The following is a 26,595-nucleotide window of genomic DNA, read 5'->3' on the forward strand; positions in this document are numbered from 1 at the left end:
CCGCATCGCCGGCCGGCAAGCGATCGTCGCATCACCTGGCCGTAGACTCCCAACCGGCGCGTATTGATCAACGCGAAGACCGCCCTGGGAAACGGGCCTGTCAGTGCCGAATACCTCAAGCGGCACCTGCTGCACCAGGGCGTCTACCTCGAACGCATCCGCGGCGACCGGGTACTGCACGAGGCGCTGACCGTCGGCGCCGACCCGCTGCACCTCGCCCTGCTCTTCAACCTGTCCCACACGACCGCGAGCCGCTATGCGGCCATCGCCCAGAACCTGCTCGACGACCAGATCGAGCAGACCGCCGAGAGCGAATGAGTATCCCGCCGATTCAGTGCCGTTTCCGAACCCCGGGGATGCACGTCAGCGCACTGTTCGCGAGCTGCGCCCCGACGCCCCGGAGGCCGGTCCGTGCGGCGAGCGTTCAGGGGGTGTCCGGCGTCGGCTTGCGGGCCAGGTCGTAGGCGAAGCTCACTGTTTCGGTCAGGCTGCCGTCGATCATGTAGGGGCTGAGCTCGGCGCTGAGGTCGGCGTCGAACTCAGCGGCGCGGTCCGCAAGCACAGACGGAGGCAGGAATGACGTCGAGCGGACGTGGCTGGCGAGTTCGTCGGTCGTCCAGCGGTGCTCGACCGCGAACCGGTGCCGTTCGGCGGGCTCGAAGCCGGCGCGAAAGAGCACGTCCTGGTCCGGGTCCTCCTGCCGTTGGCTCTCCGCGCCGGGCGGAACGCGGCTGGATGCGTCGAGGGTCTCCTGCCACCTGCGCAGCAGCCTGTCGAATGCCTGCTGCCAGTCCAGGGAGCCGGCCCACGGGCTCGTCGACCAGCACAGAGCCAGGCAGCCGCCGGGCTGGAGCCAAGCAAGGGCGCGCCTGGCGACGACGTCGCGGCGCAGGCGGTGGAAGGCGTTGCCGATGACGATCAGTTCGAAGCTTCCTGGGTCCGCGTCCAGCTCCTCGGCGTCGGCGGTGATGGCCCGGAGGCGGGCCGCGTCCGCGATGGCGGCCGCCTTGGCGCGGACCGCGTCCGTCATGTCGGGTTCGGCGTCCACGGCCCATACGTCCGCGAACCGGTCGCGCAGCGGGAAGGCGAGCTGACCGGTGCCGCAGGCCAGGTCCAGAAGGCGTCCACGCCCGGAGGGGGCCGTGCGGCGGGCCAGGTCGGCGAGCATCGCGTCAGGGTAGGGAAGACGGAAGCGGTCGTAGTAGCTCGCGGTGCCCCGGTACAGGTCGGGGTCGAACCTCACCTCGTTGGCCATGCGGCCACCCTCCCACGGGTCCGCCCCGCCAGGCGGCTTCTGATCCGTCCCCGGGCCATCGTGGGGCAACGAACCCACCGCACTTTCATGCCTGACTGCCGAAGACGCCGTGGGTCCCGGTGAAAGCACCTCAGTCACGCTGAACTCACGGCTGACGTGCCGGTAAGAACCGTGTCACCAGCCGCAAACGGCGGTGATCAGCCCCCTTACCTGGACGGCCGGGGCGGTTCTGCCGTGTTGGTCGTCTCGGCAAGCGCGAGGCGACCGCCCTTCAGCTCGGGCACGTAGTTGTAGATTGTGTTCCTCGAGACGCCGAGGAGCTTCGCAATCGAGGTGACGGTGTTCTCCGGGCGGGCGAGCAGGTCGCGGGCGTGACGTACCGTACCTGCTCGTCGGCCATGGCCGGCGGGCGGCCGAGTCGGGCGCCGCGGGCACGGGCGGCGTCCAGGCCCTCATTAGTGCCCTGCACGATGAGTTCGCGGATGAACTCCGCCAGGGCCGCGAACACGTGGAAGACCAGGCGCCCGCCGGGGCGTGGTCGTGTCGAGCGCCTCGTGTAGCGAGTTGAAGCCGATGCCGCGCTTGCGCAGACCGGAGACGATCGCGATGAGGTCCTGGATGGAGCGACCGAGCCGGTCCAGCGACGGGACGACGAGGGTGTCACCCTCGCGCAGGTAGTCGAGGGCCTTCCACAGTTCCTCGCGTTCGGCATTTGCCGGACTGCTTGTCGGCGAAGATCCGGATGCATGCGGCTTCGGTGAGTGCATGGATCTGCCGGTCGAGCAACTGTCCCTTGGTGGACACGCGTGCGTATCCCACGAAACCGCCGGTCCGTACGGCCGGAACTGGGGCGAGAGGGCCGGCTGTGTCGTCGTCCTGGGGTGGCTGCACCCGCTAGACCGTACAGAAAAGGGTGCTCCTCAAGTTCTTGAGCATGTCGGCTTTTTGACACCGTTTTATGGGCATGATCCGGTGCCGATCCGGCTTCGAGCCCTCGCTTACCGATCTTGCCCATCAATCGGTCGATAAATGAGCAGCGGCACCTCGCAAGCGAGCTGAACCGCAAAGACAACTTCGCGAAGGTCTCTTTGCGAAGAAGTCTTTGCGGACTACCGTGTGTCGCATGGCTGATGCAGTGGAGAGGCCGGATGGCCCGAACGTTGAAGAGGACTCGGTTGTCCTGGATGCCAAGGGGCTGCGTGCCCTGGCGCATCCGGTGCGCGTGCAATTGGTCGGGCTGCTGCGGAAGTACGGCCCGTCGACGGCCACCCGCCTCGCGGAGCGGCTGGGTGTGAACTCCGGTACGGCCAGTTACCACCTCCGGCAGCTGGGCGCGGCCGGTTTCGTCGAGGAGGACACCGAACGCGGCAACGCGCGAGAGCGCTGGTGGCGTTCGGTGCACCGGACGACCTGGTTCAACGATCCGGAGCTGGCGGAGCGGGAGCCCGAGGCCACACTGGCCTACCTGCAGTCCGTCGCCGCCATCTACACCCTGCGCACGCAGCAGACCCTGAGCGGGCTTCAGACGATGCCCCGCGCATGGCGAAACACCTTCGATATGAGCGACTGGGCCCTGCGGCTCACGCCCGAGGAAGCCGCCGCCCTGTACCGGGAGTTGGGGGAAGTCATCGCGCGCTACCGGCGAGACGCGCCGGAGACGGCAGCGAGTGCCCCCGAGGGAGCCGAACGGGTCGCTGTGATCACGCAGATCCTGCCCGAACTGGATGCGCCTGCCGCGTCGTCGCTCCCTTCCGGTCCTCAGGAAGAGGAAGGAAGCCCGACGTCATGACCGACGACGCCTCGGAGCCTGGCGGCATACCCGGCAAGAGGTCCTTACGCCCGCTGGGTGGGGTGCTGGCGGCCATGGCCGTGTCGCTGACCGGCACGCGGATCTCCGTTGTGGCACTGCCCTGGTTCGTCCTCGTCACAACCGGCAGCGCCACCCAGACCGGACTGGTCGCCTTTTGCGAGATGGCGCCCTACGTGGTGGTCAAGGCGTTCACCGGACCGCTGGTGGACCGGGTCGGCCCGCGGGCCGTTTCCTGGACCACCGATCTGGCCAGCGCGACCGCCGCCGCCGCGGTTCCCCTGCTCCACGCCCTGGACCTGCTCTCCTTTCCCCTTCTGCTGGTTCTGGTCGCGCTGATCGGCGCGGCCCGGGGACCCGGCGACCTGGCCAAGGAGGTGATGGTCCCGGAGACGGCCGAGCGCAGCCGGGTGCCGCTGGAGCGGGCCACCGGTCTATCCGGCGTGATCGAGCGGCTCGCCTCTACCGTCGGCCTGGCGATCGGCGGATCCCTGGTGGCGCTGCTCGGTCCCCTGACCGGACTCGTCGTCAACGCGGGCTGCTTCGCCCTCGGATCGATGATCATCAAACTCGCGCTGCCTCGCGGCATGGGGCACGCGGCCGAGGAAGCCCCCTCGCCGACCGGAAAGACGGGACCGGGCTACTGGCGGCGGTTCGGCGAGGGCTTCGCCTTCCTGCGCGGCGAGCCGCTGCTGCTCACCGTCATCGTCATGGTCGGCATCACCAACCTGCTGGACGCAGCGTTCAACTCGGTACTCGTACCCGTCTGGGCCAGAGAGTCCGGCAACGGGCCGACCGCGATCGGCCTGACGGGCAGCGTAATGGGGGCCGCAGCGGTCGGCGGGAGCCTGATCGCCGCGGTGGTCGCGCACCGGCTGCGACGGCGGGTGGTGGTTCTCACCGGGTTCCTGCTGCTCGGGGCACCGAGGTTCCTGATCCTCGCCTTCGATGCCCCGTTGGGGGTGGTACTGGCCGTCTTCGCGGTCAGTGGGTTCGGTGCCGGCTTCGTCAACCCAGTGCTGGGGGCCGTCCTCGTCGAGCGGGTGCCGCGCCGGATGCTGGGCCGGGTCAACGCGCTCGGTGACTCGCTGGCCTGGGCCGGTATCCCTCTCGGCGGGCTGCTCGCCGGGGCGGCGGTGACCGCTGTCGGACTCGTGCCGGTGCTGCTCGCCTGCGGCGCCGCGTACTTCCTCACCACGAATCTGGCTGGACTGCGGCCGGAATGGCGCGAGATAGACCGTACGCGTGGGCGGGGCATCGTGAAGCCGCATTCCAAGGAAGACGCCTCACAAGGCAGTGCGAACGCAGCGACATGACGTTTACGGGAGGGAGGCGGACCATCTGGTTTTCTTCTCCCTCCCATCGCTCCTTCTGGCCTCGCCCACGCTTCACGCACGCTCAGATGACTGCTGGTCGGCGGCGTCCGTCGGAACTCGCGGGCCCGGAAGTTTGACCGCAGCAAGGTCGAGGCGGGTGTCCATGTCGAGGTTGACCTCCCGTACGGACGCACGTGGGACCAGAACAGCGGGGTCAGGCCGCGCCGATCGGCGGGCGTGAGAAGCTCGGCCACTCCGGTTCGCGGGCGGTCGCGTTCCGATCCCTCATTGCCGGGGCGATCGTGATGCTGAGCTCACTGGCAACGAGGCGCAGGCTCGACTTCACGGCTGACTGGTGGCCATTCGCAGTGGTCGGCGCGACAACCGAACCTGGCCAGCCGTCGTCAAACCGTCGCGTTCCTCGTCGCCCGGCCTGGACTCAACAGCCAACGGCCGCAGGCTGACCCTGATCTCTACGGGATCCGGCATCCAGACCGGCCTCGACTCCACGTCCGTCAGCAGGTCCATCGCCTGACCCCAGACCCCCGACGCCACCCATCGATACGCCTGCGTCTGCAGCGAACGAGGATTGCCCAACGCCGGAGAGTCTTCCCAGCGGGTGCCTGTAACGGCCTTGGTCAGCATGGCCTCGACCATCGTCCGGCGGTCCAAAGTGGACCTGGAGCCCCCCATCAGATGCCTGATCCTCTCCCAGCCCTCGTCGTCGAGAACCGGCACGCCTCGGCCTGCCTTGAGGAACCAGTTGCGCACGCCGCAGGCGACGCCCTTGCGCCGGGGGGCGCAACGGACGACTTCGGCCTGCAGGCCCATCATGTCCAGCAACTCGGCTTTCTCGTGCGGCTCGATGTTCTGAAGGTTCTTGCGTGCGGCTGCGGCCAGGCGCTCCAAAGCTTCGAGCCGGCGGACCACTTCGGCGGCCTCCTGCTGCCAGGCCACGGCGTCCCGCCGTAACTTCTCCAGGCCCTCCAGTTCTTCGTTCAGGGGCCTGACCGCCCTCTCCACGGCTCCCTCGGCTTCACCGCCTCGCAGACCCCGCTTGGCTGCCTGGCGGGCCGCCACGGCCATGGTGGTGTCGATAACGTCGCTTTGTTCGGCGATCTGCTGGTCCAGTTCAGCGATTCGCTTAGTGTGGTCCACACGCTGCTCGACCGTGGCGCCGATCCAGTCCTGTGCCATCGCCTTCATTCGTTCGGCGTCGCTCAGCAAGTTGACCGCGTCGCCCCATACCTGACGCTCGATGGCGGTGGCCTCCAGGTAGGGGCAGGAGCACTGATCGCCCGCGCCGGCGTACGACTCCTGGCGTCCCTTGCACCGGTAGATGACCTCAGTGGGGCGGTGCTGGTGGCCCTCGTACGTCCTGCCGCACGGGCTCGTCATCAGGCCGGTCAGAAGGTAGACCCGCGGGTCCGACTGGACAGGTCGCGGCCGTTCCTGGGCCGCAGCCTTCAACTCCTCGGTCTCCTTGTCCGTGAAGATCTCCGGGAGGTTGATGACAACGATCTCGCCGTAGACCGGGTCGCCATCCTGATCCCTATACACGGACTTGCCTCGCCAGACGATGCGGCGCTCAAGGACGGCCTCCCCGAGCATGCGACAGCGGATGTTCTTGCGGGTCCATGGCTTGTCGGAGCGGCTGTAGCGCTCCTCGCTGTTGAGGGTCAGCGCCACCGCGGTCCAGCTGCGCTTGGCGAGGAAGAGTTGCCGCGCTCGGCGCAGGGTGGCCGCCTCCGTCTCGTCCACGGCATAGTACGAGACGCCCTTCTTTCCCTGTTCGGCGACGCGGTACCCGAAGGGGACCATCCCTCCGGGGTACAGGCCGTCCGCGGCCTTCTCCTGGATGCCGCCCTGTGTTCGTTCGCGGATGGTCTCGCGTTCGTCCTCGGCGCGGTCCGCGGCCTTGCGCATGCGTGAGCGGCCGTCGGCAGTGGTGTTGTCGTAGTCGCCCTTGACAATGGCGACGAACACGCCGAGGTCTTCCAGCTCCCAGACCCAGGGCCAGAAGGCCCGGCCTGCGCGGCCGATGGCTCGTTCTTCGGCGACCACCACGACATCGAAGGGTCTGGGCGTCTGGCGTGCGGCCTCCATCAGTTTCTTGACGTCGGGGCGCTGGTGGGCCTCTAGGCTGCCGCTATACCCCTCGTCCGCGTACGTGCGGACGTAGAGCCACCCTTTCTTCTCGATGTGCTTCTTGGTCCTCATGCCTGTGTAGGCGATGCCGTAGCCCTTGAGCTGTTCCCCTGTGGATACCCGGAGGTAGTCCACCGCGCGGAGCTGTCTGCTCTCCACGGCCCCTCGTGCTACCTCGACGACAGGCGTGAGAGTCTTGGTCATGTCAGTCCCTTCGCGACTGGCAGACCCCAGGAGCATTCGCCGTGCTCCTGGGGTCACCCATGTGGCGCAGATCTTATGACGCCGGGCGGTCAGCACGGGCAGCAAGAGAAATTCCAGGATGCGCCGGTAAGCGCTGGATCGGGCTCTTCGTCCGGCCACGTGATGTCGATCTTCGGCTCGGGGGCGCAGCGAAGTGCCCTCGCAGCCTTCCGCTGGTCAGGCGGCTGTCATGAAATCAAGTCGCCGAATGGCCTCACCCCTTCATTCTTTGCTGCCGGGTATCGGTGTGAACACCGATACCGATGCCGGACCGCGGCGCCTTCCAGATAGGCAGCGAGCGCTACCGCGCGGAGCACGGCAAGGCCGAGTACGTGATCCTCGCCCGGCTCACCGCGGGCCAGGGCCGGGCGGCGAGACCCGTGTTCCTCTTCTGCGGGCAGCGGGCGATAACCAACCAGGCCGCCACCCGCTATCTGGCCCGCAACCACGAGCGGCTGGCACGCAAGCACGGCAGCGGCTCGTTCGTGCTGCTGCTGAAGGTCGTCAACTCGCAGGCATACGGCCCCGATGTGGTGGAGCTGGTCGCGGACGTCACGCGCGCCGCTCAGGCCCCGGCACCGGCGACGACCGCGCCTCGCACGTCTCATCGCGCTTCATGAGCACGGTGGTTGCACGCACCCACTCACAACAATCGTTACTCCCACGTAACTTACCGACGGGTTACCTCCGGTAAGCCGTCGCGGTTACCGTCAGGTCACTTTTCGCTGGCACGAGTCAGGAGAGTGACCATGGGACACCCGCGAAAGGCCCTGCGTACGACAGGCGTCGGCGCCGTCTCCGCGACTCTGGTCGCCGGCGCCGCGTTCGGCCTCGCCCCCGCCGCACAGGCATCTCCGCCGGTCCAAGCCGCGGCGACCGGCACCACATCCACGGCGGGCATCCGCTTCGTCGACATCACCGGCGACGGCGGCACCGTCCTCAAGGCCAACGTCGTCACGCCCGCGGCAGCCGCCGACGGCACCCGCAGATTCCCGGTCATCGTGCTGCCCACCAGCTGGGCCACGCCGCAGGTCGAATATCTCGCGCAGGCCCAGAAGCTCGCCGACTCGGGCTATGTCGTGGTCACTTACAACTCCCGCGGCTTCTGGCAGTCCGGCGGCTACGTCGAGGTCGCGGGCCCGCCCGACATCGCCGACGCCTCCAAGGTGATCGACTGGGTGCTGGCGAACACCCCCGCGGACCCGGAGAAGGTCGGCATGGCAGGCGTCTCGTACGGGGCGGGCATCAGCCTGCTCGCCGCCGCGCACGACAAGCGCATCAAGGCGGTCGCGGCGCTCAGCGGCTGGGGCGATCTGATCGACTCGATCTACAGCGGGCGCACCCAGCACCTCCAGGCCGCCGCGATGCTCGGCGGCACGGCCTATCTCACGGGCCGCCCGAGCCCCGAACTCCAGCAGATCATGGCGGACTTCTTCGGCTCCAACCTGGCCAAGGAGCAGGAGATCATCGCCTGGGGCAAGAAACGCTCCCCGGCCACCTACGTCGACCGGATCAACGACAACGGCGCCGCCGTGATGCTCGCCAACGCCTGGGGCGACACCATCTTCCCGCCCAACCAGTACGCCTCGTTCTACGAGAAGCTGACCGGCCCGAAGCGCCTCGAGCTCCGGCCCGGCGACCACGCCACGGCCGAGGCGGCAGGCCTGCTCGGCCTGCCCAACGATGTGTGGACCGACACCACCCGCTGGTTCGACCACTACCTCAAGGGCGCGGACAACGGTATCGACCGCGAGCAGCCCGTACAGATCAAGTCCCGCTCCACCGGCGGCTACGAGGGCTATCCGGACTGGAAGTCGGTCGGCCCGACCCGCAAGAAGATCGACCTGGCCGGCTCCACCACGATCCACGCCAACGTCGACTCGGGCGCCAACGGCGGCATCCTGATGCTCTCCAACGCCCTCGACCAGTTCGTGCAACTCCCGCCGATCGCGTCCGTCCCGCTGCTGCCGCGCCGCTACGCCGCCGTGTGGCAGTCCGAGAAGTACGGCACGGCGCAGCAGATCCGCGGCACGACGACGCTGCACACCACGGTCACCAGCACCAAGGAGAGCGGCACGCTCGTCGCGTATCTCTACGACGTGGGGCCGCTCGGCCTCGGCAAGCTGGTCAGCAACGCGCCGTACACCTTCCACGGGCAGACACCGGGCAAGCCGTTCGCCGTCGACCTGGAGCTGTTCTCCACGGCCTACGACGTCCCGGCGGGGCACCGGCTCGCCCTGGTGGTCGACACGGTCGACCCGCTCTACATCGAGCACAACCCGACCGGCGCGCAGCTGACCTTCTCCTCGCCCGCGGCCGACCCGTCGTATGTGTCGGTACCGCTGCGCGAGCAGTGATCTTCGGCTGCCGCCGGGCAGGCACGGCCGTGCGGGCTTGCACTCCCCCTGTGGCTTCCCCCTATGACTTGGGGGCTGTGGGGGGACCCGCCCCAGGCAGCAGCGTCTCTGTCTCCGCCGGGGCGACCTCCACCGCCTCGGTCTTGAGGCTGCGCCGCTCGAACTTCGCCATCCAGTTGGCGAACCAGGAGAGCAGCATGCACATCCCGATGTAGATCGGCGAGATCACCAGCACCACGGGGATGAACGGCAGATCGTAGTCGAGGTTCGACGCGATCAGTTTTCCGGCGTGGAGGAATTCCTCGTACGTGATGAGGAAGCCGAGCGAGGTGTCCTTGAGGGCCACCACAAGCTGGCTGATGATCGCGGGCAGCATGGCACGCACGGCCTGGGGCACGAGGACGTACGACATGACCTGGGTCTTCCGCATGCCGAGCGCGTATGCCGCCTCGCGCTGGCCGCGTTCCACGGAGTTGACGCCGGAGCGGAAGACCTCGGCAAGGACGGAGCCGTTGTAGAGCGTCAGTCCGGCGACGAGTGCGGGCAGCGGCTGCACCTTCAGTGCCACGAAGATGAAGAAGATCATCACCAGTACGGGCATGGCGCGGAAGAACTCGACGATCAGGGTCGCCACCCAGCGCACCGGCGCATGGTCCGACAGTCTGCCGACTGCCAGGACGCCACCGAGCGCCACCGAGAGCACCGCGGCGATCGCGAAGGCCTTGAGCGTGTTGCCGAGGCCCCGCAGAAGGAGTTCCTGGATGCCCTCGTACTGGAAGGGCATCCACTTGGCATACGTGAACTGGCCGGTGTCGAAGAGCAGGTACATCAGCCACGCGACGAGTCCGACGATCACGAGCGTCGCGAGGGCGCCGTAGGCGAGGTGCCGTTGGCGGGTCCGGGGGCCGGGGATGTCGTACAGGGCGGTGTCGGTCGCGGTGGTTCCACGGGCCATGGGGCTCATCGTGCGACTCCATAGCGCTTCTCCAGCACGTTGAAGACCGCGCTGATGGTGAGGGTGATGATCAGGTATCCGACGGCGATCCAGACGAACGTCCAGATGATGTTGTAGCCGCGTTCGCTGAGGAACTTGTAGGTGCCGAGGAGCTCGATGACGCTGAACGCGCCCGCGATCGCGGAGTTCTTGGCAAGCGCGATGAGCGTGGAGCCGATGGGCGGAATCACCGTGCGGAACGCCTGCGGGAGCACGACGGTGGACAGGGTCTGGCGGAACGTCATACCGAGGCTGCGGGCCGCCTCACCCTGCCCTCGGGGCACGGTGTTGATGCCGGATCGCAGCGCCTCGCAGATGAAGGCGGAGGTGTAGCAGCCGAGGGCGAGAACCGCGAAGAGCTGGAAGGGCAGGACGATCCCGAACCGCGGCAGGCCGAGCAGTACTGCGAAGAAGAGCAGGGTGAGCGGGGTGTTGCGCAGCACCGTCACCCACGCCGTCCCGAAGGCTCGCAGCGATCCGACGGGCGCCACGCGGAACGACGCCATGAGGAAGCCGAGGATGAGGGCCAGGATCGAGGCGTAGACGGTGAGTTCGACGGTGCCGAGGAAGCCCTCGCCGTAGACGGAGAAGTTGTCGATCAGTACGTTCACAGAGACCTCCCTCAGTAGCGGTCGATGGGCGGCGGCGTGGGTGCCGGGACGCCGGACAGGCCGAGCGTCGCGTCGTACGCCCTCTTCCAGTCGCCGTTCTTCACACCGGCCTCCAGCGCGTCGTTGATCGCCATCCGCAGGGCGTTGTCATCGCGCGGCACGCCGATGCCGTAGGGCTCCTCGGAGAACGGCTCGCCGACGACCTTGAGCTCGTCCGGCAGCTTTGCCGCGTAGCCGATGAGGATCGCGTCGTCGGTGGTCACTGCGTCGACCTGGTAGGTGAGGAGGTTGTCGACGCAGACGGAGTAGGTGTCGTACGCGACCAGGATCGCCTTCGGGAACTTCTCCTGGATCCGCTGGTACGGGGTCGAGCCGGCGGCGGAGCAGACGCGTTTGCCGTCGAGGTCCTCGGGCCCTTTGATGTCGTTCTCGTCGGCGCGCACCAGCAGGCTTTGGCCTGCCATGTAGTACGGGCCGGCGAAGCCGACGAGCTTCTTGCGGTTGTCGTTGATGGTGTAGGTGCCGACGTAGTAGTCGATCTGGCCGTTCTGCAGGGCCGTTTCGCGGTTCGCGGAGGCGATCGTCCTGAACTGGATCCTGTTCGGATCGAGGCCGAGGTAGGCCGAGACCATCTTGGCGATCTCGATGTCGAAGCCGGTGTAGAGGCCGCTCGCCGGGTCCTTCTCGCCGAGGTACGGCTGATCCTCCTTGGCGCCGACGATGAAGTAGCCGCGCTGCTTGGCTCGCCGCCAGGTGGGCGAGTCGGGCAGCTCGAAGTCCTTGTTCACCTCGAACGTGGGGAGTTTGTCCTGCGCGGGTCCCTTCACCGGCGGGCTGCCCTCCTTGCCGCAGGCGCCGGCGGCGAGAGCGGTGAAGGCGGCGATCAGCAGCACGCCGAGGGCGCGGCACACACGTGTCGTACGCGTCATGGTTCCGTTCCCCCGGCCTCAGTGCTTGAGGATCTTGGAGAGGAAGTCCTGGGCGCGGGCGCTCTCCGGGTTGGTGAAGAAGTCGTGAGGGGTGCGGTCCTCGATGATGCTGCCGTCCGCCATGAACACGACGCGGTTGGCGGCGTTGCGCGCGAAGCCCATCTCGTGGGTCACGACGACCATGGTCATCCCGTCCCGGGCGAGCTGCTGCATGACCTCCAGGACCTCGTTGATCATCTCGGGGTCGAGGGCCGAGGTCGGCTCGTCGAAGAGCAGCGCCTTGGGGTCCATGGCGAGGGCACGGGCGATGGCAACGCGCTGCTGCTGGCCGCCGGAGAGCTGCGCGGGGTACTTCTCGGCGTGCGCGGCGAGGCCGACGCGGTCCAGGAGTTCGCGGGAGCGCTGGTCGGCCTCGTCCTTCCTGCGCTTACGCACCTTGGTCTGCGCGAGGGAGATGTTCTGCAGGACGGTCTTGTGCGCGAAGAGGTTGAAGGACTGGAAGACCATGCCCACCTCGGCGCGGAGCTTCGCGAGGGCCTTGCCCTCCTCCGGGAGCGGCTGCCCGTCCAGGTGGATGCTGCCCGACTGGATCGTCTCGAGCCGGTTGATCGTCCGGCACAGAGTCGACTTGCCCGACCCCGAGGGGCCGATGACCACCACCACCTCCCCCTTGCCGACGATGAGGTTGATGTCCCGCAGGACATGCAGCGTCCCGTAGTACTTGTTCACATCACGTAGTTCGATCAACGGATCGACGGCCAATGGATCAACGGCCATGCCCAGCTCTACCCACTCTCAGCGGTCTCGGTTCGCGCAAACTATCCACCGCAATATGGGATTTAACACAGGACACGCGCTTACTTGAATAAACCGTATTTTGTCGGGCAACTCGCCCTAGTGGGTGTCGGGGTCGGCGTCCGGTCTCGCCTATCGGCGGTCTCCCGTGAGGACTCTTCGCAGCCCCGGTCAGGCCTCTTCGCAGCCCCGGTCAGGCCTCGGACGCCTCCGCGTACACCTGCGAGAGCTGGGGCGCGCCGTTCACCGCCCAGTCGAGCCCGGACTCGACGACGTGGATCTCCCGGCCCGACGCGAGCCGCACCACGGGGTGGCCGCCGGGCCAGACGTGCCAGGTCGCGCCCGGCACGGTGCGCACGATCACCGTGCCGAGGTACAGGCCCGCGTCGTTGCCGAGCCACGGCAGCATCTCCGGGTCGTCGCGCCAGCGCGGCAGCAGCTGGTCGAGGGCCTCCAACGAGGCGGCGGAGTCGTCGAGTTCCAGGCCCGTGTCCCCCGCCTGGGAGCGCAGCAGCTCGCACTCGGACAGGAGGGCCCCGACGCCCTCCGGGTCGGCCTTGAACGCGGCCGCGAGCACATCGCTCCGCTCCGACACCGCCGACTGCCGCTTGCGCCACATGTCCAGGAAAGGGATGTTCATACCACCCAGACTGGCACTGACCCCCGCCTGTGCACCACAGGCGCGCGGACGTACCCGTTCGGGCGGTGTTCGGCCGCAGTTCGGATGGTGATCTGGTGTGACTCATTGACGCGTCCCTGTCGCATCTTTAGCTTCATGGCGCATCTGTCACCTTGTCCCCGAGCGGGAGGAGTCGGTCTTGCGCCGACGCATATGGGGTCCGGCCGCGTTACTCGCTCTTCTCGGTACGGTGGCGCCGGTGGTCACGGTGGCGCCAGTGGCATCCGCCGAGGCCGCCACACAGGCGGCACCTTCAGAGGCCGCGCCCGGCGGGAGAGCCGAGCCGCTCCCCCTGGAGCGGCTCTTCGACAACAGAGCGGTCAGCGACGACGCCCGCCCCGGCGACGCGGACTTCGACGGCTCGGGCGGCTCCCTGTCGGCCCAGGACCTGACGGCCGCCGGATGGACCCGCGGGCGTTCCCTGGCCGTGCACGGCGCCCGGCTGACCTGGCCGCGCACGGCCCCGGGCGAGCCGGACAACGTGCGCGCGGACGGCCAGTCCGTACGGGTGCCGGGGCGCGGCGACGCCCTTGCCTTCCTGGTCGCCGGGACGGGCGGCGCGGCGCAGGGCACCGGAACGGTCCGGTATCAGGACGGCTCGTACAGCACGTACCGGCTGACCGCACCGGACTGGCGCACCGGCCCCCTGGCCACGAAGGCCGTGGCGCTGCCGCACATCAACACACCCGGCGGCCAACTCGCCGAGAAGGCACGGCTCTACGTGGTGACAGTGCCGGTCGCTCGAGGCCGCGCCGTCGCCTCGGTCGAGCTGCCCAGGGACAACGGGCCGGACCTGCATGTCTTCGCGCTGTCCGTGCGGGCGACGACCGAGGGATGGACGGGCAGTTGGTCGGCGTCCACCTCCGGTTACGCGGCTGTGGGGCCCTGGACGGACCGGACGGTACGGCTCGTGGTGCACACCAGCACGGGCGGTCCGCGGGTGCGCATCCGGCTCGAGAACACCTTCGCGGCCACGCCCGTACGCATCGGCAGTGCGACGGTGGCCGTGCAGAGCGCGGGGGCGGAGGCGCGTGGCGAACCCGTGGCGCTGTCGTTCCGGGGCGCGGCCGGGACCGAAATCCCGGCGGGGGCACAGGCGTTCAGCGACCCGCTGGACTTCGACGTGCCCGCCGACACCAACCTGCTGGTGAGCTTCCATCTGCCCGGCACCGTGACGGCGGCGCCCCTGCACAGCCAGGCCATCCAGCGGTCGTACGTGAGCGAGCCGGGCGACCACGCGGCGGACGGCTCCCCCGCCGCGTACACCTCGACGATCAGCACCTGGCCGCTGCTGACCGGGGTCGACGTGGGCGGTGGGTCGGGGTCCGTGGTGCTGCTCGGAGACTCGATCACCGACGGCGTGAGGTCGACGCAGGACGCGAACCGCCGGTGGCCCGATGTGCTGGCCAGGCGGCTGCTGAACCAGAGCGCGGTCCCTCGGTACGGGGTGCTCAACCATGGCATCTCGGCGAACCGTGTGGTCACCGACCGCTACCCCGGTGACGGGGTCTCCACCGACACGGGCGGCGTCAGCGCCCTGCATCGGCTCGACCGCGATGTCCTCGCGCAGACCTCGGTGCGGACGGTGGTGGTCTTCCAGGGCGTCAACGATGTCCGGTGGGGGGCTTCGGCGGACCAGGTGATCGCCGGGCTGCGGGAGATCGCCGAACGGGCGCGGGGGCGTGGGCTTCGGGTGGTGGGTGCGACGATCGCGCCCTGTCAAGGGGAGTCGTTGTGCACCGCGTCTGCGGATGCGGAGCGGGTTGCCGTCAATGCGTATATCCGGGACAGCGGGGTCTTTGACGCGGTGCTGGACTTTGATGCGGTCTTGCGGGATCCCGCGGAGCCGGCGCGGATGCTGGCCGCTTATGACAGCGGGGATCATCTGCATCCGGGGGATGCGGGGTTGAAGGCGATTGCGGAGTCGGTGGATTTGGGGGTGCTGGGGCCGTAGCGGTTGGGGTGGGGCGCTGCGCTGGGCTTTCCCCGGTCCCACCCCTTCCCGAAACTGGGGGCTCCGCCCCCAGGCCCCCGAAATCGCCCTTCGGGCTCGTCCTCAAACGCCGGACGGGCTGAAAATACGGGAAGGGGCGGGATGGGGGAAATCACACGTCGAGGTCCACCACAACGGGGGCGTGATCCGACGCCCCCTTCCCCTTCCGCTCCTCGCGGTCAACGTACGCATCCGACACAGCCTTGGCGAACGCCTCGTTCCCGTAGACGAGATCGATCCGCATCCCCCGGTTCTTGGGGAAGCACAACTGCCGATAATCCCAGTACGTAAAGGGCTGCTCATACTTCAGCGGCCGCGGGACCACATCCGAAAGCCCCGCCTCCCGCAGCGACGCGAGTGCCGCCCGCTCGGCGGGAGTGACATGCGTGGAGCCCTCGAAGAACTCGGGGTCCCACACGTCGTCGTCGGTCGGCGCGATGTTGTAGTCACCCAGGACGGCGAAGGGGCGACTGCCCGCCGCGTCGCCCGCGACCGCCGCCTTGAGCGCCTCGATCCACTGCAGCTTGTACGCATAGTGAGCGTGCTCGACCTCGCGGCCGTTCGGCACGTACACCGACCAGACGCGGGCCGGGCCGCACGTCGCGGAGATGGCGCGGGGCTCCTCGGCGCCGTCGTACCCGGGGTCGCCCGGCAGGCCCCTGACCACGTCCTCGATGCCGACCCGGGAGATCACCGCCACGCCGTTCCACCGGCCCGTGGCGTGCACCGCCGACTCATAGCCGAGCTCGCGAAGCTGCTCGACCGGGAATCCCTCGGCGGTCGTCTTGGCCTCCTGGAGGCACAGCACGTCCGTACCGCTGCTCTCCAGCCAGGCCAGCAGCCTCGGGAGGCGAGCGGTGATCGAGTTCACGTTCCAGGTGGCGATGCGCATGCCCTACAAACTACCGGTCGGGTACGACAAACGTCCGGCCGCGTGGGTGAGCGGCCGCACGGCCGGGGCGCAGACGCTGCGGAAACCGCCCACCGCCGACTTGCCGCCCACCGCCGACATGCCGACCGCCGCCGTCACCGGCCGGCTGGTGAGCAGCCTGCCCGGCGCCGGCGGCGGAGGATACGGCGCGTGCTCTCTTACTTGGTGAGGTAGCTCTCCAGGTCCGCGACGACCTCGTTCGCGGCCGTGACGCCGAGGCCGAGGTACCACGTCTCGTCCGGCACGTCGTAGGCGTGGCCGGCCTTGACGGCCTTCAGGTTCTTCCACAGCGGGTTGCCCTGGGCCTTGGACTTGTCGGTGGCCTTCGGGTCGCCGTAGACGCCGGTGAAGATGTAGTCGGCGTCGGCCTGATCGATGTTCTCGGCGCTCACCTCGGCGGCGAGGTCCTCGATGTCCTGGTTCTTCGGGCGCGGGATGCCGGCGTCCTTGAGGATGGTGCCGATGAACGAGGCGTTGGCGTAGAGGCGGATCACGCCGTCGGGCAGGTAGCGGACCATCGAGACGGTCGGCTTGTCCGCACCGAGCTTGTCGCTGAGCGCCGCCACCTTCTTGTCGTAAGCGGCGAGCTGCGACTTGGCCTCGGCGGTCTTGTCGAGCGCCGCCGCGTTGAGAAGGTAGTTCTCCTTCCACGTGAAGCCGGGGCGGAGGGAGAAGATCGTCGGCGCGATCTGCTTCAGCTCGTCGTACTTGTCCGCGGCGCGCAGCTGGCTGCCGAGAATGAGGTCGGGCTTGAGCGCGGCGATGGCCTCGAGGTTGAGGTTGTTGATGGTGCCGACGTTCGTGGGGCTGCCGGCGTCCTTCTTCAGGTACGAGGGCAGCTCCGGGGAGCCCTCGGTGGGCGCGAGACCGACCGGCTTGATGCCCAGCGACACGACGTTGTCGAGCTCGCCGACGTCCAGGACGACGACGCGCTTGGGCTGGGACTTGATCTCGGTCTCGCCCATGGCATGGGTGACGGTGCGCGGCCATTCGCCGGGCCCTGCGTCGGTGCCCATCTCAGCGGTCTTCTTGGCGGCGTCGCCGAAGTCCTCGCCGCCCTGGGCGACGGCCTTCTTGTCGCTGGCTCCCGCCGTGGCCTTGGCCGACCCCTCACCGGAGTCGGACGAACCGCCGCATGCCGCGAGGGACAGCGTGGCGGCGACGACGAGGGCGACGGCAGCGGTGCCGCGGCGCCGAAGAGACATACAAGGCTCCTGTGTTGCTGTGAATCACCTAAGAGATCCTTAGGTGAGGCTAACTTATGTTGACCCTGCGTAGGTACGGCAAGTGGCGGATCATGTGCTTCCGGTCACGGACGTGCGGTACTCAACTGGTCCAATTACGGGCGAGAATGATCGACTCGCCTGTTCACGGACACATAAGGTCAACTCATCCGTTTACGGACGCGCGGTGGCCAAGTCGGCCATTCACGGACGTGCAGTCGTCAACTCGTCCGCGGGCCCGGCCTCATCGCCCTGACTGTCCCCGGGCCCGGCCTCGTCGCCCTGCCTGTCCGCAAGCCCCGCCTCGTCGCCCTCACCGCCCGGCTGCCAGGGCGCGCCCGGCACGACCAGAGGATCGCCCGTCACCGGGTCCGGTACGACGACCGACGCAAGCCCGAAGACCTCCCGCACGAGATCCGCGGTGACGACGTCGCCGGGAGAGCCCTGCGCGACGATCCGGCCGGCCTTCATGGCGACCAGATGGTCGGCGTACCGTGCGGCCTGGTTGAGGTCGTGCAGGACGGCGACGACCGTCCGACCGCGCTCGCGGTTGAGCTGCCGGACCACGTTCAGCACCTCGACCTGGTGGGCGATGTCGAGGTAGGTGGTCGGCTCGTCGAGCAGCAGCAGGTCGGTGTCCTGGGCGAGGGCCATGGCGATCCAGACCCGCTGGCGCTGACCGCCGGACAGTTCGTCGACCAGCCGGTCGGCCAGGCCGCTGGTCCCGGTGCGCTCCATGGCCTCGGTGACGGCCTTCTCGTCGTCCCCCGACCACTGCCGCCACCACCTCTGGTGCGGCTGCCGCCCACGCGAGACCAGATCCGCGACCGTGATCCCTTCCGGCGCCACCGGGGTCTGCGGGAGCAGTCCGACGGCCTGGGCGATCTTCTTCGAAGGAATACGCGACAGCTCGGTGCCGTCGAGCAGGACCGCGCCGCGCCTCGGCTTGAGCAGCCGTCCCAGCGCCCGCAGGACGGTGGACTTGCCACAGGCGTTGGGGCCGACGATGACCGTGACCTGCCCGTCCGGTATCTCCAGGTCGAGGCCGTCGACGACGATGCGGTCCTCGTAGGCGAGGGTGAGCCCCCGGGCCGTAAGACGGTTGTCGGTCACGCGGTGCCTCCGAAACGGCTAGAGGTGCGGGCGATCAGCCACATCAGATACGGCGCGCCCACGGCCGCGGTGAGCACGCCCACCGGCAGCTCGGTCGGCGAGAACACGACGCGGGCCAGCAGGTCCGCCACGACCATGATCAGCGCGCCCGTCAACGCCGAGCACAGCAGCGGGATCTGGGCGGTGCGCGTGAGCCGGCGGGCGATCTGCGGGGCGAGCAGCGCCACGAAGTCGACCGGGCCCGCGGTGGCGGTCGCCACGGACGCGAGGACGACGCCGAGACCGACCAGGCCGAGGCGGACCCTGCCGAGCCGGACGCCGAGGGCGGTGGCCGTGTCGTCGTCGAACGACACGTCGCGCTGGGCCCGGGCCGCCCACACCACGAACGGCACGGCGACGAGCAGAATCACAGCGACGGGCGCCGCCTGGTCGTAGCCCCGGCCGTTGAGCGAGCCGGTGAGCCACACCTTGGCCTGCTGGGCCACGAGGTAGTCGCCCTTGGTCAGGAACAGCTGGGTCAACGAGCCGAGAGCGATCGAGAAACCGATCCCGATGAGCACGAAGCGGGAGGCGTGCAGGCCACGCCGCCAGGCGAAGACGTAGACCAGCAGTGCGGCGGCCAGACCACCGCCAATGGAGACATACGGCAGCGCGGTGAACGACGTGACGCCGAAGGTCATCGCCGCGACCGTCGCCGCACCCGCGCCATGGGTGACGCCGATGACGTCGGGGCTGGCGAGCGGGTTGCGGGCCACTGTCTGGACGAGGGCGCCGGCCACGCCGAACGCGGTGCCGACCAGCAGACCGACGGTCAGACGGGGCATGCGCAACGTGCCCACGACGAGTTCGTCCGGGCTCGGCTGCCCGAGCAGCACGCGGACGACCTCCGCAGGCGAGACGAAGGACTGCCCGACGCACAGATACGCCACCACTGCCACGGCCAGCAGCACGCCGACCGCAGCCGTGACCACACTCGCGCGCCGGTGCAGCAGAAAACTGGCCTGCCCGGCACGCAGCACGGCGTATCCGGCCGGGCTCACCGTACGCACCGGATCCGCGACCCGCGTCACGCCGCCACCACCGCCTTGCGCCGTACCAGGGCGACCAGGAACGGCACACCCAGCAATGCGGTCATGACGGCCACCGGCACCTCCGACGGCGGGAAGACGATACGGCCTATGACGTCCGCGACCAGGATCATCACCGGTCCGAGCAGCGCGGCCAGGGGCAGGACCCAGCGGTGACCAGTGCCCACCAGCGCCCGTGCGATGTGGGGGACGGCCAGGCCCGTGAAGGCGATGGGCCCGGCGGCAGCGACCGCGACGCCGGTGAGGACCGTCGCCCCGAGCGCTCCGAGGACCCGCAGCAACCCGACATTGTGGCCGAGGCTCTTGGCCACGTCCTCCCCCAGCGCCATCGCGTCGAGGCCGCGCGCCATCGCAGCTACGAGGAGAAGTCCCGCAACCAGGAACGGCAGGATCTGGCCCACGATTTCGGCATCGCGCCCGCTGACCGACCCGACCTGCCAGAAACGGAACTCGTCCAGCGCGCGGGCGTTGGTGGTGACGATGGCCGAAACCAGCGAGGCCAGCAGGGCGTTCATCGCGGCACCGGCCAGCGCGAGCTTCACCGGGGTGGCCCCGCCGCGCCCGCTGCCGGCGATCACATAGGCGGTCACCGCCGCGATGCCGGCGCCCACGAAGGCGAACCACACGTAGCCGCTCAGTGTGTGCACGCCCGCGAAGGCGATCGCGCAGACCACGCCCAGCGACGCGCCCTGGCTGACACCCAGGATTCCGGGCTCGGCGATCGGGTTGCGCGTGATGCCCTGCATCACCGTGCCGGCCACGGCCAGCGCGACCCCGACCAGCACGCCGACGATCGTGCGCGGCACCCGAAGGGCGCGTACGACCTGGGCGTTGTCGTCGGTACCGCCATGCAGCAGGGCGTCCACCACCTCGCCCGGGGCAATGGCACGGCTCCCGACCGCAAGGCTGAGCAGCACAGCGAGGAGCAGCAGCAACGTGCCCACGACCAGCCAGCCGACGCGGCGCGAGGTCGTTCGGGACATGCGCTCGCTCTCTCGAAGTTAGTTAAGGCTCAGCTAAGAATAAGGTGCCCTCCGGGTGGCTTGTGCAGGGGGTGCGTCCTGGCTTGTGCAGGGCGTGCGCTGTCAGAGCTCGGCAGAGGCGCCCGGCGCCAGACGGAGGTGCTCCGCGCCGCCCAGCGCGCCGATCTGGTTGTCGTAGATGGGCCGCGCCAGATCCGTGAGCAGCGCGTCATGGATGTCGTACGCCCGCTGCGGCTTGACCTCGCGGACGTAGTCGATGACCTCGGAGATCTTGTTCCAGGGAGCCATCACCGGAAGCATCAGCGTCTCGACCGCGTGGCCGGGGACCGTGAGGGCGTCGCCCGGGTGGAAGACCGACCCGTCGACGAGGTAGCCGACGTTGGTGATGCGCGGAATGTCCGGGTGGATGACGGCGTGCAGTTCGCCGTGCACCTGGACGTCGAACCCGGCGGCCGTGAACGTGTCGCCGTGCCCGACGGTGTGCACGCGTCCCGGGAAGGCGGGCGCGATCTTGTCCGCGACGGACTTCAGCGTCCAGATCTCGGCGGCCGGGTTGGACTCGAGACCGGCCCGCAGCCGCTGCTCGTTGAAGTGGTCGGCGTGTTCGTGCGTGACGAGGATCGCGTCGGCACCGACCGCGGCGTCCTCCTCGCTGAAGGCGCCGGGGTCGATGACGAGGGTCTGACCGTCCTTCTCCAGCCTGATGCAGGCGTGCGACTTCTTCGTGAGCTTCATGCGTCCCATCCTGCAACGCGGCCCGTGTCGCGTGATGCACCGCGGGGGACTTCGCGGCGGCCCGGGTGTGCCCTTCTCTCCGGTCTCGCCGTTCTCTCCGGTCTCGCCGTTCTCTCCGGTCTCGCCCTTCTCTCCGGTCTCGTCCCCGGTCTCGGGCCGTCACTCCTGAGGAGTGGTCTCCTCCCTTATGACCGCCTGCGCCACCTTGAACGCGCTGTTGGCCGCCGGGACTCCGCAGTAGACCGCGGCGTGCAGCAGCACTTCCTTGATCTCGGCCGGGGTGAGCCCGTTGCGCAGGGCCGCCCGGGTGTGGAAGGCGAGTTCCTCGAGATGGCCGCCCGCGACCAGGGCCGTGAGGGTGACGCAGCTGCGGGTGCGCCGGTCGAGCCCGGGCCGGTTCCAGATCTCGCCCCAGGCGTACCGGGTGATGAGCTCCTGGAAGTCCCCGGAGAAGTCGTCGGCCGCCGCCAGTGCCCGGTCGACGTGCGCATCGCCGAGCACCTCCCGGCGGACCTTCAGACCTGCTTCGTACGGGTCGGGGCGGACCCCGGCGACGGGCTGCTCCGCCATCGGCGCGATCTCCGCGACGGGCCCGGTGGACGGCGGGGCGAGCACCGGCTTGACGGGGGGCGCCACGATCGCCATCTGTCCCGTGGTCGCGTCGACGGCGGTCTGCCAGGCCGTGGAGAAGTGACGTATCAGCAGATCGGTGACGGCCGCCGGCTGCTCGACGGGCGCGAGATGCGAGGCGCCGGGGACGACGGCGAGCCGGGCGTCGGGTATCCCGGCGACCAGCGTGCGGGCCTCGGCGGGCCCGGTCACCTGGTCCTCCGAGCCGACAAGGACGAGCGTGGGAACGCCGATGCGGCCGAGCTCGGCGCGGATGTCGAAGGCGGCGAGCGCCTCGCAGGCCGCTATGTAGCAGCCGGGGTCGGTGGTCCGCACCATCTGTACGGCCCACTCGGTGATCGCGGGCTGGGCGGCGGCGAATCCGGGGGTGAACCACCGCTCGGGCGAGGTGCGGGCGATCGGGTCGAGGCCGTTCGTGCGGACGATCACGCCGCGCTGCCGGAACTCGTCGGCCGTGCCGAACCGGGGTGAGGCGGCGATCAGTACGAGCGAGGCGAGCCGCTCCGGGTGGCGCAGCGCGAGGTCGGCGCCGATGGCACCACCCAGTGCGCAGCCCGCGTAGCCGAACCGCTGCACACCGAGCTCGTCGAGCGTGGCGAGCAGCCGGTCGGCCAGCTCGCCGACCGAAGGGGCGGGGTGCGCCGGGGCGCCGCCGTGTCCCGGCAGGTCGAACCGGAGCACCCGCCACTGGCGCGTCAGCTCCGGGACCTGCCGGTCCCACATGTGCCATGTGGTACCCAGGGAGGGTCCCAAGATCAGGACCGGCGCGTCTTCTGGCCCGTCAAAGCGGTATTGCAGGGTGTTCGGTGGTGTCTCGCTCACCCGTCTGAGCCTCTCATCTGTCACGAGATGTCACATCGCCGGGGTGGGCCTAGCGGGCCTTGCCCCGCTCCGATCCTGCCGACGAGAACCCGGGTATACATTCTCCGGCATGTACTCGTGGCCGTGTCGGCAGTGGGCCCTCCGGGCGCGTGCCCTCCTTCAGTCGCTACGAGCAACGCATTCCACTTTGATCACGGCCTCCAGGCGGTTCAGGAAGCAGCATCGAGTGTGGTGGCACGAACGAGGCTCGGCGTGATCCACCTGGAAACCTTCCGAAATCCCGCCCAACAGCAGCTTAAACACCACACGGTGAACGCTTGGTAGAAGGCTCGGCCGTAGCCGGATGCTCTCAGTTACAGCCACCGGTCCAAAACCAGCAAGCGGACTCCGAAGCCACCTCGCCCCAATCCTGCAGGCCATACGGCGCGCAAGGTCGCTCGGCTCATAGTCCGCGTGGCTCACTCTTGCCCCTCTGCCGCACCCCCGTGCAGGCCATCCCAAGTGGTGGCGGCTCCGCGAAGATCTTCTACATCCGGCTTGACGTACCACCGCTTGGTCGTCTTTACATTCGCATGTCCGGCCCATCGCGCGAGGATGTGGTCCGGGACGCCGTTGTTGGCCAGGAAGGTGAAGCACGACGAGCGTGCGTCGTAGAGCCTGACGCGACGGAGCCCGAGAAGCTCCATAAGCCGGTACGCGCGTCGGCGAAGTTGCTTGATCGTGAAGGCGTCGCCCACCTCATGCGCCAGCACGTAGCCCGACACCGTGTACGCCTCCCCCAGAGCGAGCCTCTCCTCGGCTTGGAGAGCCCGGAATGCCTTGAGGGCTCCCAGCACCAGCGCCGGCAGCGGCAGATCCCGCTCACCCGCAAGAGACTTGGTGTCCTTCTCCACCACGTACCGGTTGCCCATCATCGTGCGCGTGTTGGCAATGACGATCGTGGCGTTCTCCAAGTCAACGTCTTCCCACCGGAGGCCGCAGACTTCAGCTGGACGAAGCCCCATCAGCGAAAGAAGAAGCGCAGCATAGAGACGCTCACCCCTAATTCCATGGATGAATTTCTGAACCTCCTGGACGTTCCAGGGCGGCACCTCCTCTTTAGTCTTCCGCTCTTCCTTGCGCGCCCTCCGGGGAATGGTCACGTGCGCAGCGACATTGACGTACACCAACCGCCGGGTAACGGCTCTCCCCAGCGCTTCCTTCAGCCGAGCGAGGCTCATATCCACACTCGTGACACTGAGTGGCGTCCCGGCCCTTTTACCACGCACGCGGCCATGCGCCAGCGCCCAGTCCCTCCACTCTTCCACGTGCTCTTCAGTAAGGTCCTGGAGACGGATATTGCCGAGCCTCCCCCGAACTCGGTCCAGGGTAATCCCGTAGTTGTAGATGGTGGTTTCTTCGAGGTCCTCCGCTTTCATGGCCAGCCATCGGTCGAGCCACTCATTCACGGTGATCTTATTGGGTGGTACAAGCGACCCATCATGCCGCCGATTAGTTATGTTCGCATACTCAGCCCTAGCTTCCTTCAACGAGTCGAAGGTGCGCCTCAACTGCTTACGCTTCCCAGTTTCGGGGTCGATTCCTGCGTCGACAACAAACCGGTATCGAACCTTCCCCTTCGAGTTCGGCGGAAGTTTCTTGATGGGATCGGACAGAATACTCACTCTCCTCGAACAGGCGGACATAACTTCACAACGCGCGTCTACCGATCGGGGTAGGCAAACTAGCCGCACCATTCGCTACGGCTCCACTGCCTAGCACAGCCGGGTGCGAACACCATTAATGCTCCGCACGATCCCCGGTTTCGGTAACCGGGGATCGTCTGCTACGTATCGCCCTGCATTACGGGAGCCTGCCCATCACCCGTTTCTTCGCCTCGGTCAGGCGGCCAGGCGGTACGAGCGGAGAGCGGGGGTCGCGCCATCGGTGACAAGCACCAGTAGCCCGTCGTCGGTGAGGCGGTCGAGGTTGCTGGCCACGAGACGCTCGAGGCGCCAACGGCCTGGGCAATGTGGGGAGTTACGGCACCGGGATGTACCGCGATGTACGCGAGGACCTCTCGATCACGGTGGCAGCGCGTTGCAGTAAGTCATCACCGAACAGTCCTGCCGCGCAGACGAAGAAACACAGCGCCGTAGACAGAGCGGCATAGTCCACCGTCATCTGGGCGGTCCACACGTTCGCGGCACCAAGCGCCATGAGGATGGGGGCGGTGAAGCGGGCGGATCGGATTGCGGGAACCTGCAGGTGGACCTCCTTTGGGCTGCTCGTTCACGAGACCGAGTGGCGCGTGCTGTGGATTGGGGACGGCCGACCGTCTGCCGGTTCGACTCGGAGGCCCACATCCCTTTGCTGACCTGGCGTTTTCCGGGTCGTTGTACGTTGGCATGATCCCGGAGGAGGTTCCAGTCCGTTGGGGCTCTTTCCCGTCTGCCGTGAGCTGAAGGTTTCCGACAGACACTTACTCACCGTTCGGGCCCGACTGCGTGTGCATGGACCCCTCGGTCACGCCACCGACCGGGAAGCGGCGGGCGCGAGGGCTCGCAGCGTCACAAAAGGCCGGGCTACTCCCGTACAACCTGCGACAGCCACGTCTCCGCCACAGCCGCAGCCAATCCGGCAGCGCTGATCACGACCGCATGGGCATTCTGGGAGGTGTCGCCGATCACCGGGCCCGCGGCGTCCGTGCGTACCGCAGCCGCACAACGAGCCGCCAGCGGGCGGCCATCAGGCTCTCTTCATAGAAGGTGCATGTCCGGGGTCGAAGGGCCGCGCGAGACTCGTCCGGATCACGCTGTCGCTGGCGCGCAAAGCCGATGCCAGTTCTCTATTCAGCTTGTCGGGGATGGACCCTGCCCCGAGGGCGCAGGCGCGAACCAGAGCGCGGCAGTCCTGCGCTTGCCGGTCCGTGGCAAGCGCGGTGAACAGGGAGTGCTGCAGATTCTCGCGGGCCGCGTAGCCGTCCTCAGCCTCCGTCATCCTGCGGTGCAGCTGCTCGACAATGTGGTGCGCGCCTGGCGCCTCGGCAGAACCGATCGCGTCGAGGATGGTCAGGCCGAGCCTGATGTCGAAGACGGTCATCCCAGGTTCGGCCTTCCGCTCGGAGTAGGTCGTCACCAATTCCGCCAGGTGGCCGTCGACCAGCCGCCCGGCATCTCGGCGGCACAGGAAGGTGAGGCAGGCCGTGACAGCTTGCTCCCACGGATCGCCGGGCACGGTGTCGGCGAGGAGGGCAGCGGCCCATTTCGTGTCACCCGCAACGAGGGTGGCGAGTACGGCGACTTGGCGCCCATCGAGCATCCGTTTGCCTACTCCGTGGTGAACTTCGATATGTGCCTTGGCCTCCGCCCAACGGCCCTTGGTGGTGAGGGTGCGGGTCCCATCGGCGAGGAGCACGCGCCACAGCCACGCGCGGACCTCGTGGCGGTCCTCGTAGGTCGTAGTGAGGTCCGCCGGTACGGCGACGCCCTCGAACCGGGCAGCTATGCCTGCCTCGACGGCCTTGTACAGGTCGAGTAGGTGCTGGCGTCCCTCGTCGGTGTGGCCGGCGCGGATCTGGAGGCGGGCGAGGTTGACGACCGGTTCCAGTCCCCTGATTACGCTCATGCCGGGCAGGGGGCAAGCCTCGAGGTAGGCGGCGGCGTGCTGGTGACACATCTCGCGAGCGAGATCGGGAAGGCCGAGATCGGAGGCGATGAGCGCGGCCTGGTTGTAGACGGCGGATGCGAGCCCTTGGTCGCCCTTCTCCACCGCCGTCTCGGCGAGGTCGACGAGGCCGCCCACGCGTTCGGGCAGGGGCAGACAGGCGGGCCGGAATCGGGCGACGAGCGGGAAGCGCTGGGCTATGGGTCCGTACGGGTCCATGGCTCCCCCGTGGTGTGAGTGAGAAGTACTGGGCCGACGGTGCCCGCCAGCCGTACGCCGGCGGGCACCGTCCCCTACG

General features: G+C 68.3%; 23 protein-coding genes and 2 pseudogenes. 7 read left to right on the forward strand and 18 right to left on the reverse strand.

Translation table 11 applies throughout. The features are described 5' to 3' along the window. The first annotated feature begins 63 nt into the window (after positions 1-63). On the forward strand, positions 64-318 hold the full coding sequence (locus H1D24_RS13020; protein WP_181657625.1) for a hypothetical protein: 255 nt from the start codon (positions 64-66) through the stop codon (positions 316-318). A 106-nt stretch (positions 319-424) separates the two neighbouring features. On the opposite strand, the gene H1D24_RS13025 is transcribed toward H1D24_RS13020, so the two are convergent. The 3 genes and pseudogenes from H1D24_RS13025 to H1D24_RS42320 form a co-directional block, all read right to left on the reverse strand. After that, positions 425-1,255: a class I SAM-dependent methyltransferase gene (locus H1D24_RS13025; RefSeq protein ID WP_181657626.1), complete on the reverse strand. Its 831-nt coding sequence runs from the start codon at positions 1,253-1,255 to the stop codon at positions 425-427. 271 nt (positions 1,256-1,526) lie between these two features. Beyond that, complete coding sequence (locus H1D24_RS44015; protein WP_374064223.1) at positions 1,527-1,763, reverse strand: hypothetical protein; 237 nt, start codon at positions 1,761-1,763, stop codon at positions 1,527-1,529. Continuing rightward, a pseudogene (locus tag H1D24_RS42320) lies at positions 1,711-2,146 on the reverse strand (recombinase family protein). Before H1D24_RS42320 ends, H1D24_RS44015 begins: the two are co-directional and overlap by 53 nt. A 232-nt stretch (positions 2,147-2,378) precedes the next feature. On the opposite strand from H1D24_RS42320, the gene H1D24_RS13035 reads away from it, so the two are divergent. Beyond that, on the forward strand, positions 2,379-3,044 hold the full coding sequence (locus H1D24_RS13035; RefSeq protein WP_181657627.1) for an ArsR/SmtB family transcription factor: 666 nt from the start codon (positions 2,379-2,381) through the stop codon (positions 3,042-3,044). Further along, entirely contained in the window at positions 3,041-4,378 is a 1,338-nt protein-coding gene (locus H1D24_RS13040) for an MFS transporter (protein ID WP_181657628.1), read from the forward strand. Before H1D24_RS13035 ends, H1D24_RS13040 begins: the two co-directional genes overlap by 4 nt. Before the next feature lie 342 nt (positions 4,379-4,720). On the opposite strand, the gene H1D24_RS13045 is transcribed toward H1D24_RS13040, so the two are convergent. Further along, entirely contained in the window at positions 4,721-6,730 is a 2,010-nt protein-coding gene (locus tag H1D24_RS13045) for a recombinase family protein (RefSeq protein WP_181657629.1), read from the reverse strand. Positions 6,731-6,965: 235 nt separating this feature from the next. Here H1D24_RS13045 and H1D24_RS13050 point away from each other — a divergent pair. Both H1D24_RS13050 and H1D24_RS13055 read left to right on the forward strand, forming a co-directional pair. Beyond that, a pseudogene (locus H1D24_RS13050) lies at positions 6,966-7,389 on the forward strand (hypothetical protein); the annotation flags it as partial. A 129-nt stretch (positions 7,390-7,518) separates the two neighbouring features. Next, a complete protein-coding gene (locus tag H1D24_RS13055; protein ID WP_181657630.1) occupies positions 7,519-9,126 on the forward strand; it encodes an alpha/beta fold hydrolase in 1,608 nt (535 codons plus the stop codon). Positions 9,127-9,187: 61 nt separating this feature from the next. Here the strand turns inward: H1D24_RS13055 and H1D24_RS13060 are convergent, their stop codons facing one another. The 5 genes from H1D24_RS13060 to H1D24_RS13080 all read right to left on the reverse strand — a co-directional run bounded on the left by H1D24_RS13060 (position 9,188) and on the right by H1D24_RS13080 (position 13,095). Next, positions 9,188-10,081: an amino acid ABC transporter permease gene (locus H1D24_RS13060; RefSeq protein ID WP_181657631.1), complete on the reverse strand. Its 894-nt coding sequence runs from the start codon at positions 10,079-10,081 to the stop codon at positions 9,188-9,190. Positions 10,082-10,086: 5 nt separating this feature from the next. Continuing rightward, on the reverse strand, positions 10,087-10,731 hold the full coding sequence (locus H1D24_RS13065; protein ID WP_181657632.1) for an amino acid ABC transporter permease: 645 nt from the start codon (positions 10,729-10,731) through the stop codon (positions 10,087-10,089). An 11-nt stretch (positions 10,732-10,742) separates the two neighbouring features. Continuing rightward, a complete protein-coding gene (locus H1D24_RS13070) occupies positions 10,743-11,660 on the reverse strand; it encodes a glutamate ABC transporter substrate-binding protein (protein ID WP_181657633.1) in 918 nt (305 codons plus the stop codon). Positions 11,661-11,678: 18 nt separating this feature from the next. Beyond that, positions 11,679-12,422: an amino acid ABC transporter ATP-binding protein gene (locus tag H1D24_RS13075; protein ID WP_281399127.1), complete on the reverse strand. Its 744-nt coding sequence runs from the start codon at positions 12,420-12,422 to the stop codon at positions 11,679-11,681. 226 nt (positions 12,423-12,648) lie between these two features. Further along, positions 12,649-13,095, reverse strand: a complete 447-nt coding sequence (locus H1D24_RS13080) for a DUF6278 family protein (protein ID WP_181657635.1) — start codon at positions 13,093-13,095, stop codon at positions 12,649-12,651. A gap of 178 nt (positions 13,096-13,273) precedes the next feature. On the opposite strand from H1D24_RS13080, the gene H1D24_RS13085 reads away from it, so the two are divergent. Continuing rightward, positions 13,274-15,088 (forward strand): SGNH/GDSL hydrolase family protein, encoded by a 1,815-nt coding sequence (locus H1D24_RS13085; protein WP_181657636.1) that lies wholly within the window; start codon positions 13,274-13,276, stop codon positions 15,086-15,088. Between the two features lie 151 nt (positions 15,089-15,239). On the opposite strand, the gene H1D24_RS13090 is transcribed toward H1D24_RS13085, so the two are convergent. Next, entirely contained in the window at positions 15,240-16,019 is a 780-nt protein-coding gene (locus H1D24_RS13090) for an exodeoxyribonuclease III (RefSeq protein ID WP_181657637.1), read from the reverse strand. Here H1D24_RS13090 and H1D24_RS13095 point away from each other — a divergent pair. Further along, positions 16,018-16,227: a hypothetical protein gene (locus H1D24_RS13095; protein ID WP_181657638.1), complete on the forward strand. Its 210-nt coding sequence runs from the start codon at positions 16,018-16,020 to the stop codon at positions 16,225-16,227. The genes H1D24_RS13090 and H1D24_RS13095 overlap by 2 nt on opposite strands. On the opposite strand, the gene H1D24_RS13100 is transcribed toward H1D24_RS13095, so the two are convergent. From H1D24_RS13100 to H1D24_RS13140, 8 genes are all read right to left on the reverse strand, one after another. Then, entirely contained in the window at positions 16,217-17,263 is a 1,047-nt protein-coding gene (locus tag H1D24_RS13100; RefSeq protein WP_181657639.1) for an ABC transporter substrate-binding protein, read from the reverse strand. The genes H1D24_RS13095 and H1D24_RS13100 overlap by 11 nt on opposite strands. 222 nt (positions 17,264-17,485) lie before the next feature. Further along, on the reverse strand, positions 17,486-18,394 hold the full coding sequence (locus H1D24_RS13105) for an ABC transporter ATP-binding protein (RefSeq protein ID WP_181657640.1): 909 nt from the start codon (positions 18,392-18,394) through the stop codon (positions 17,486-17,488). Next, positions 18,391-19,464, reverse strand: coding sequence for a FecCD family ABC transporter permease (locus H1D24_RS13110; RefSeq protein ID WP_309484292.1), 1,074 nt, complete (start codon positions 19,462-19,464; stop codon positions 18,391-18,393). The genes H1D24_RS13105 and H1D24_RS13110 overlap by 4 nt, the downstream gene beginning before the upstream one ends. Next, complete coding sequence (locus tag H1D24_RS13115; RefSeq protein ID WP_181657641.1) at positions 19,461-20,465, reverse strand: FecCD family ABC transporter permease; 1,005 nt, start codon at positions 20,463-20,465, stop codon at positions 19,461-19,463. Before H1D24_RS13115 ends, H1D24_RS13110 begins: the two co-directional genes overlap by 4 nt. Before the next feature lie 102 nt (positions 20,466-20,567). Then, on the reverse strand, positions 20,568-21,200 hold the full coding sequence (locus H1D24_RS13120) for an MBL fold metallo-hydrolase (protein ID WP_181657642.1): 633 nt from the start codon (positions 21,198-21,200) through the stop codon (positions 20,568-20,570). Positions 21,201-21,359: 159 nt separating this feature from the next. Then, the gene (pcaDC, locus tag H1D24_RS13125; protein ID WP_181657643.1) at positions 21,360-22,652 is read right to left on the reverse strand and encodes a bifunctional 3-oxoadipate enol-lactonase/4-carboxymuconolactone decarboxylase PcaDC; all 1,293 of its coding nucleotides are present in this window, start codon (positions 22,650-22,652) and stop codon (positions 21,360-21,362) included. A gap of 458 nt (positions 22,653-23,110) precedes the next feature. Further along, positions 23,111-24,316 (reverse strand): site-specific integrase, encoded by a 1,206-nt coding sequence (locus tag H1D24_RS13130; protein ID WP_309484293.1) that lies wholly within the window; start codon positions 24,314-24,316, stop codon positions 23,111-23,113. A gap of 1,063 nt (positions 24,317-25,379) precedes the next feature. Beyond that, the gene (locus tag H1D24_RS13140) at positions 25,380-26,516 is read right to left on the reverse strand and encodes a hypothetical protein (RefSeq protein WP_181657644.1); all 1,137 of its coding nucleotides are present in this window, start codon (positions 26,514-26,516) and stop codon (positions 25,380-25,382) included. Positions 26,517-26,595 lie beyond the last annotated feature (79 nt).

The sequence above is a fragment of the Streptomyces himalayensis subsp. himalayensis genome (assembly GCF_013778455.1).
Lineage (GTDB): Bacteria > Actinomycetota > Actinomycetes > Streptomycetales > Streptomycetaceae > Streptomyces > Streptomyces himalayensis.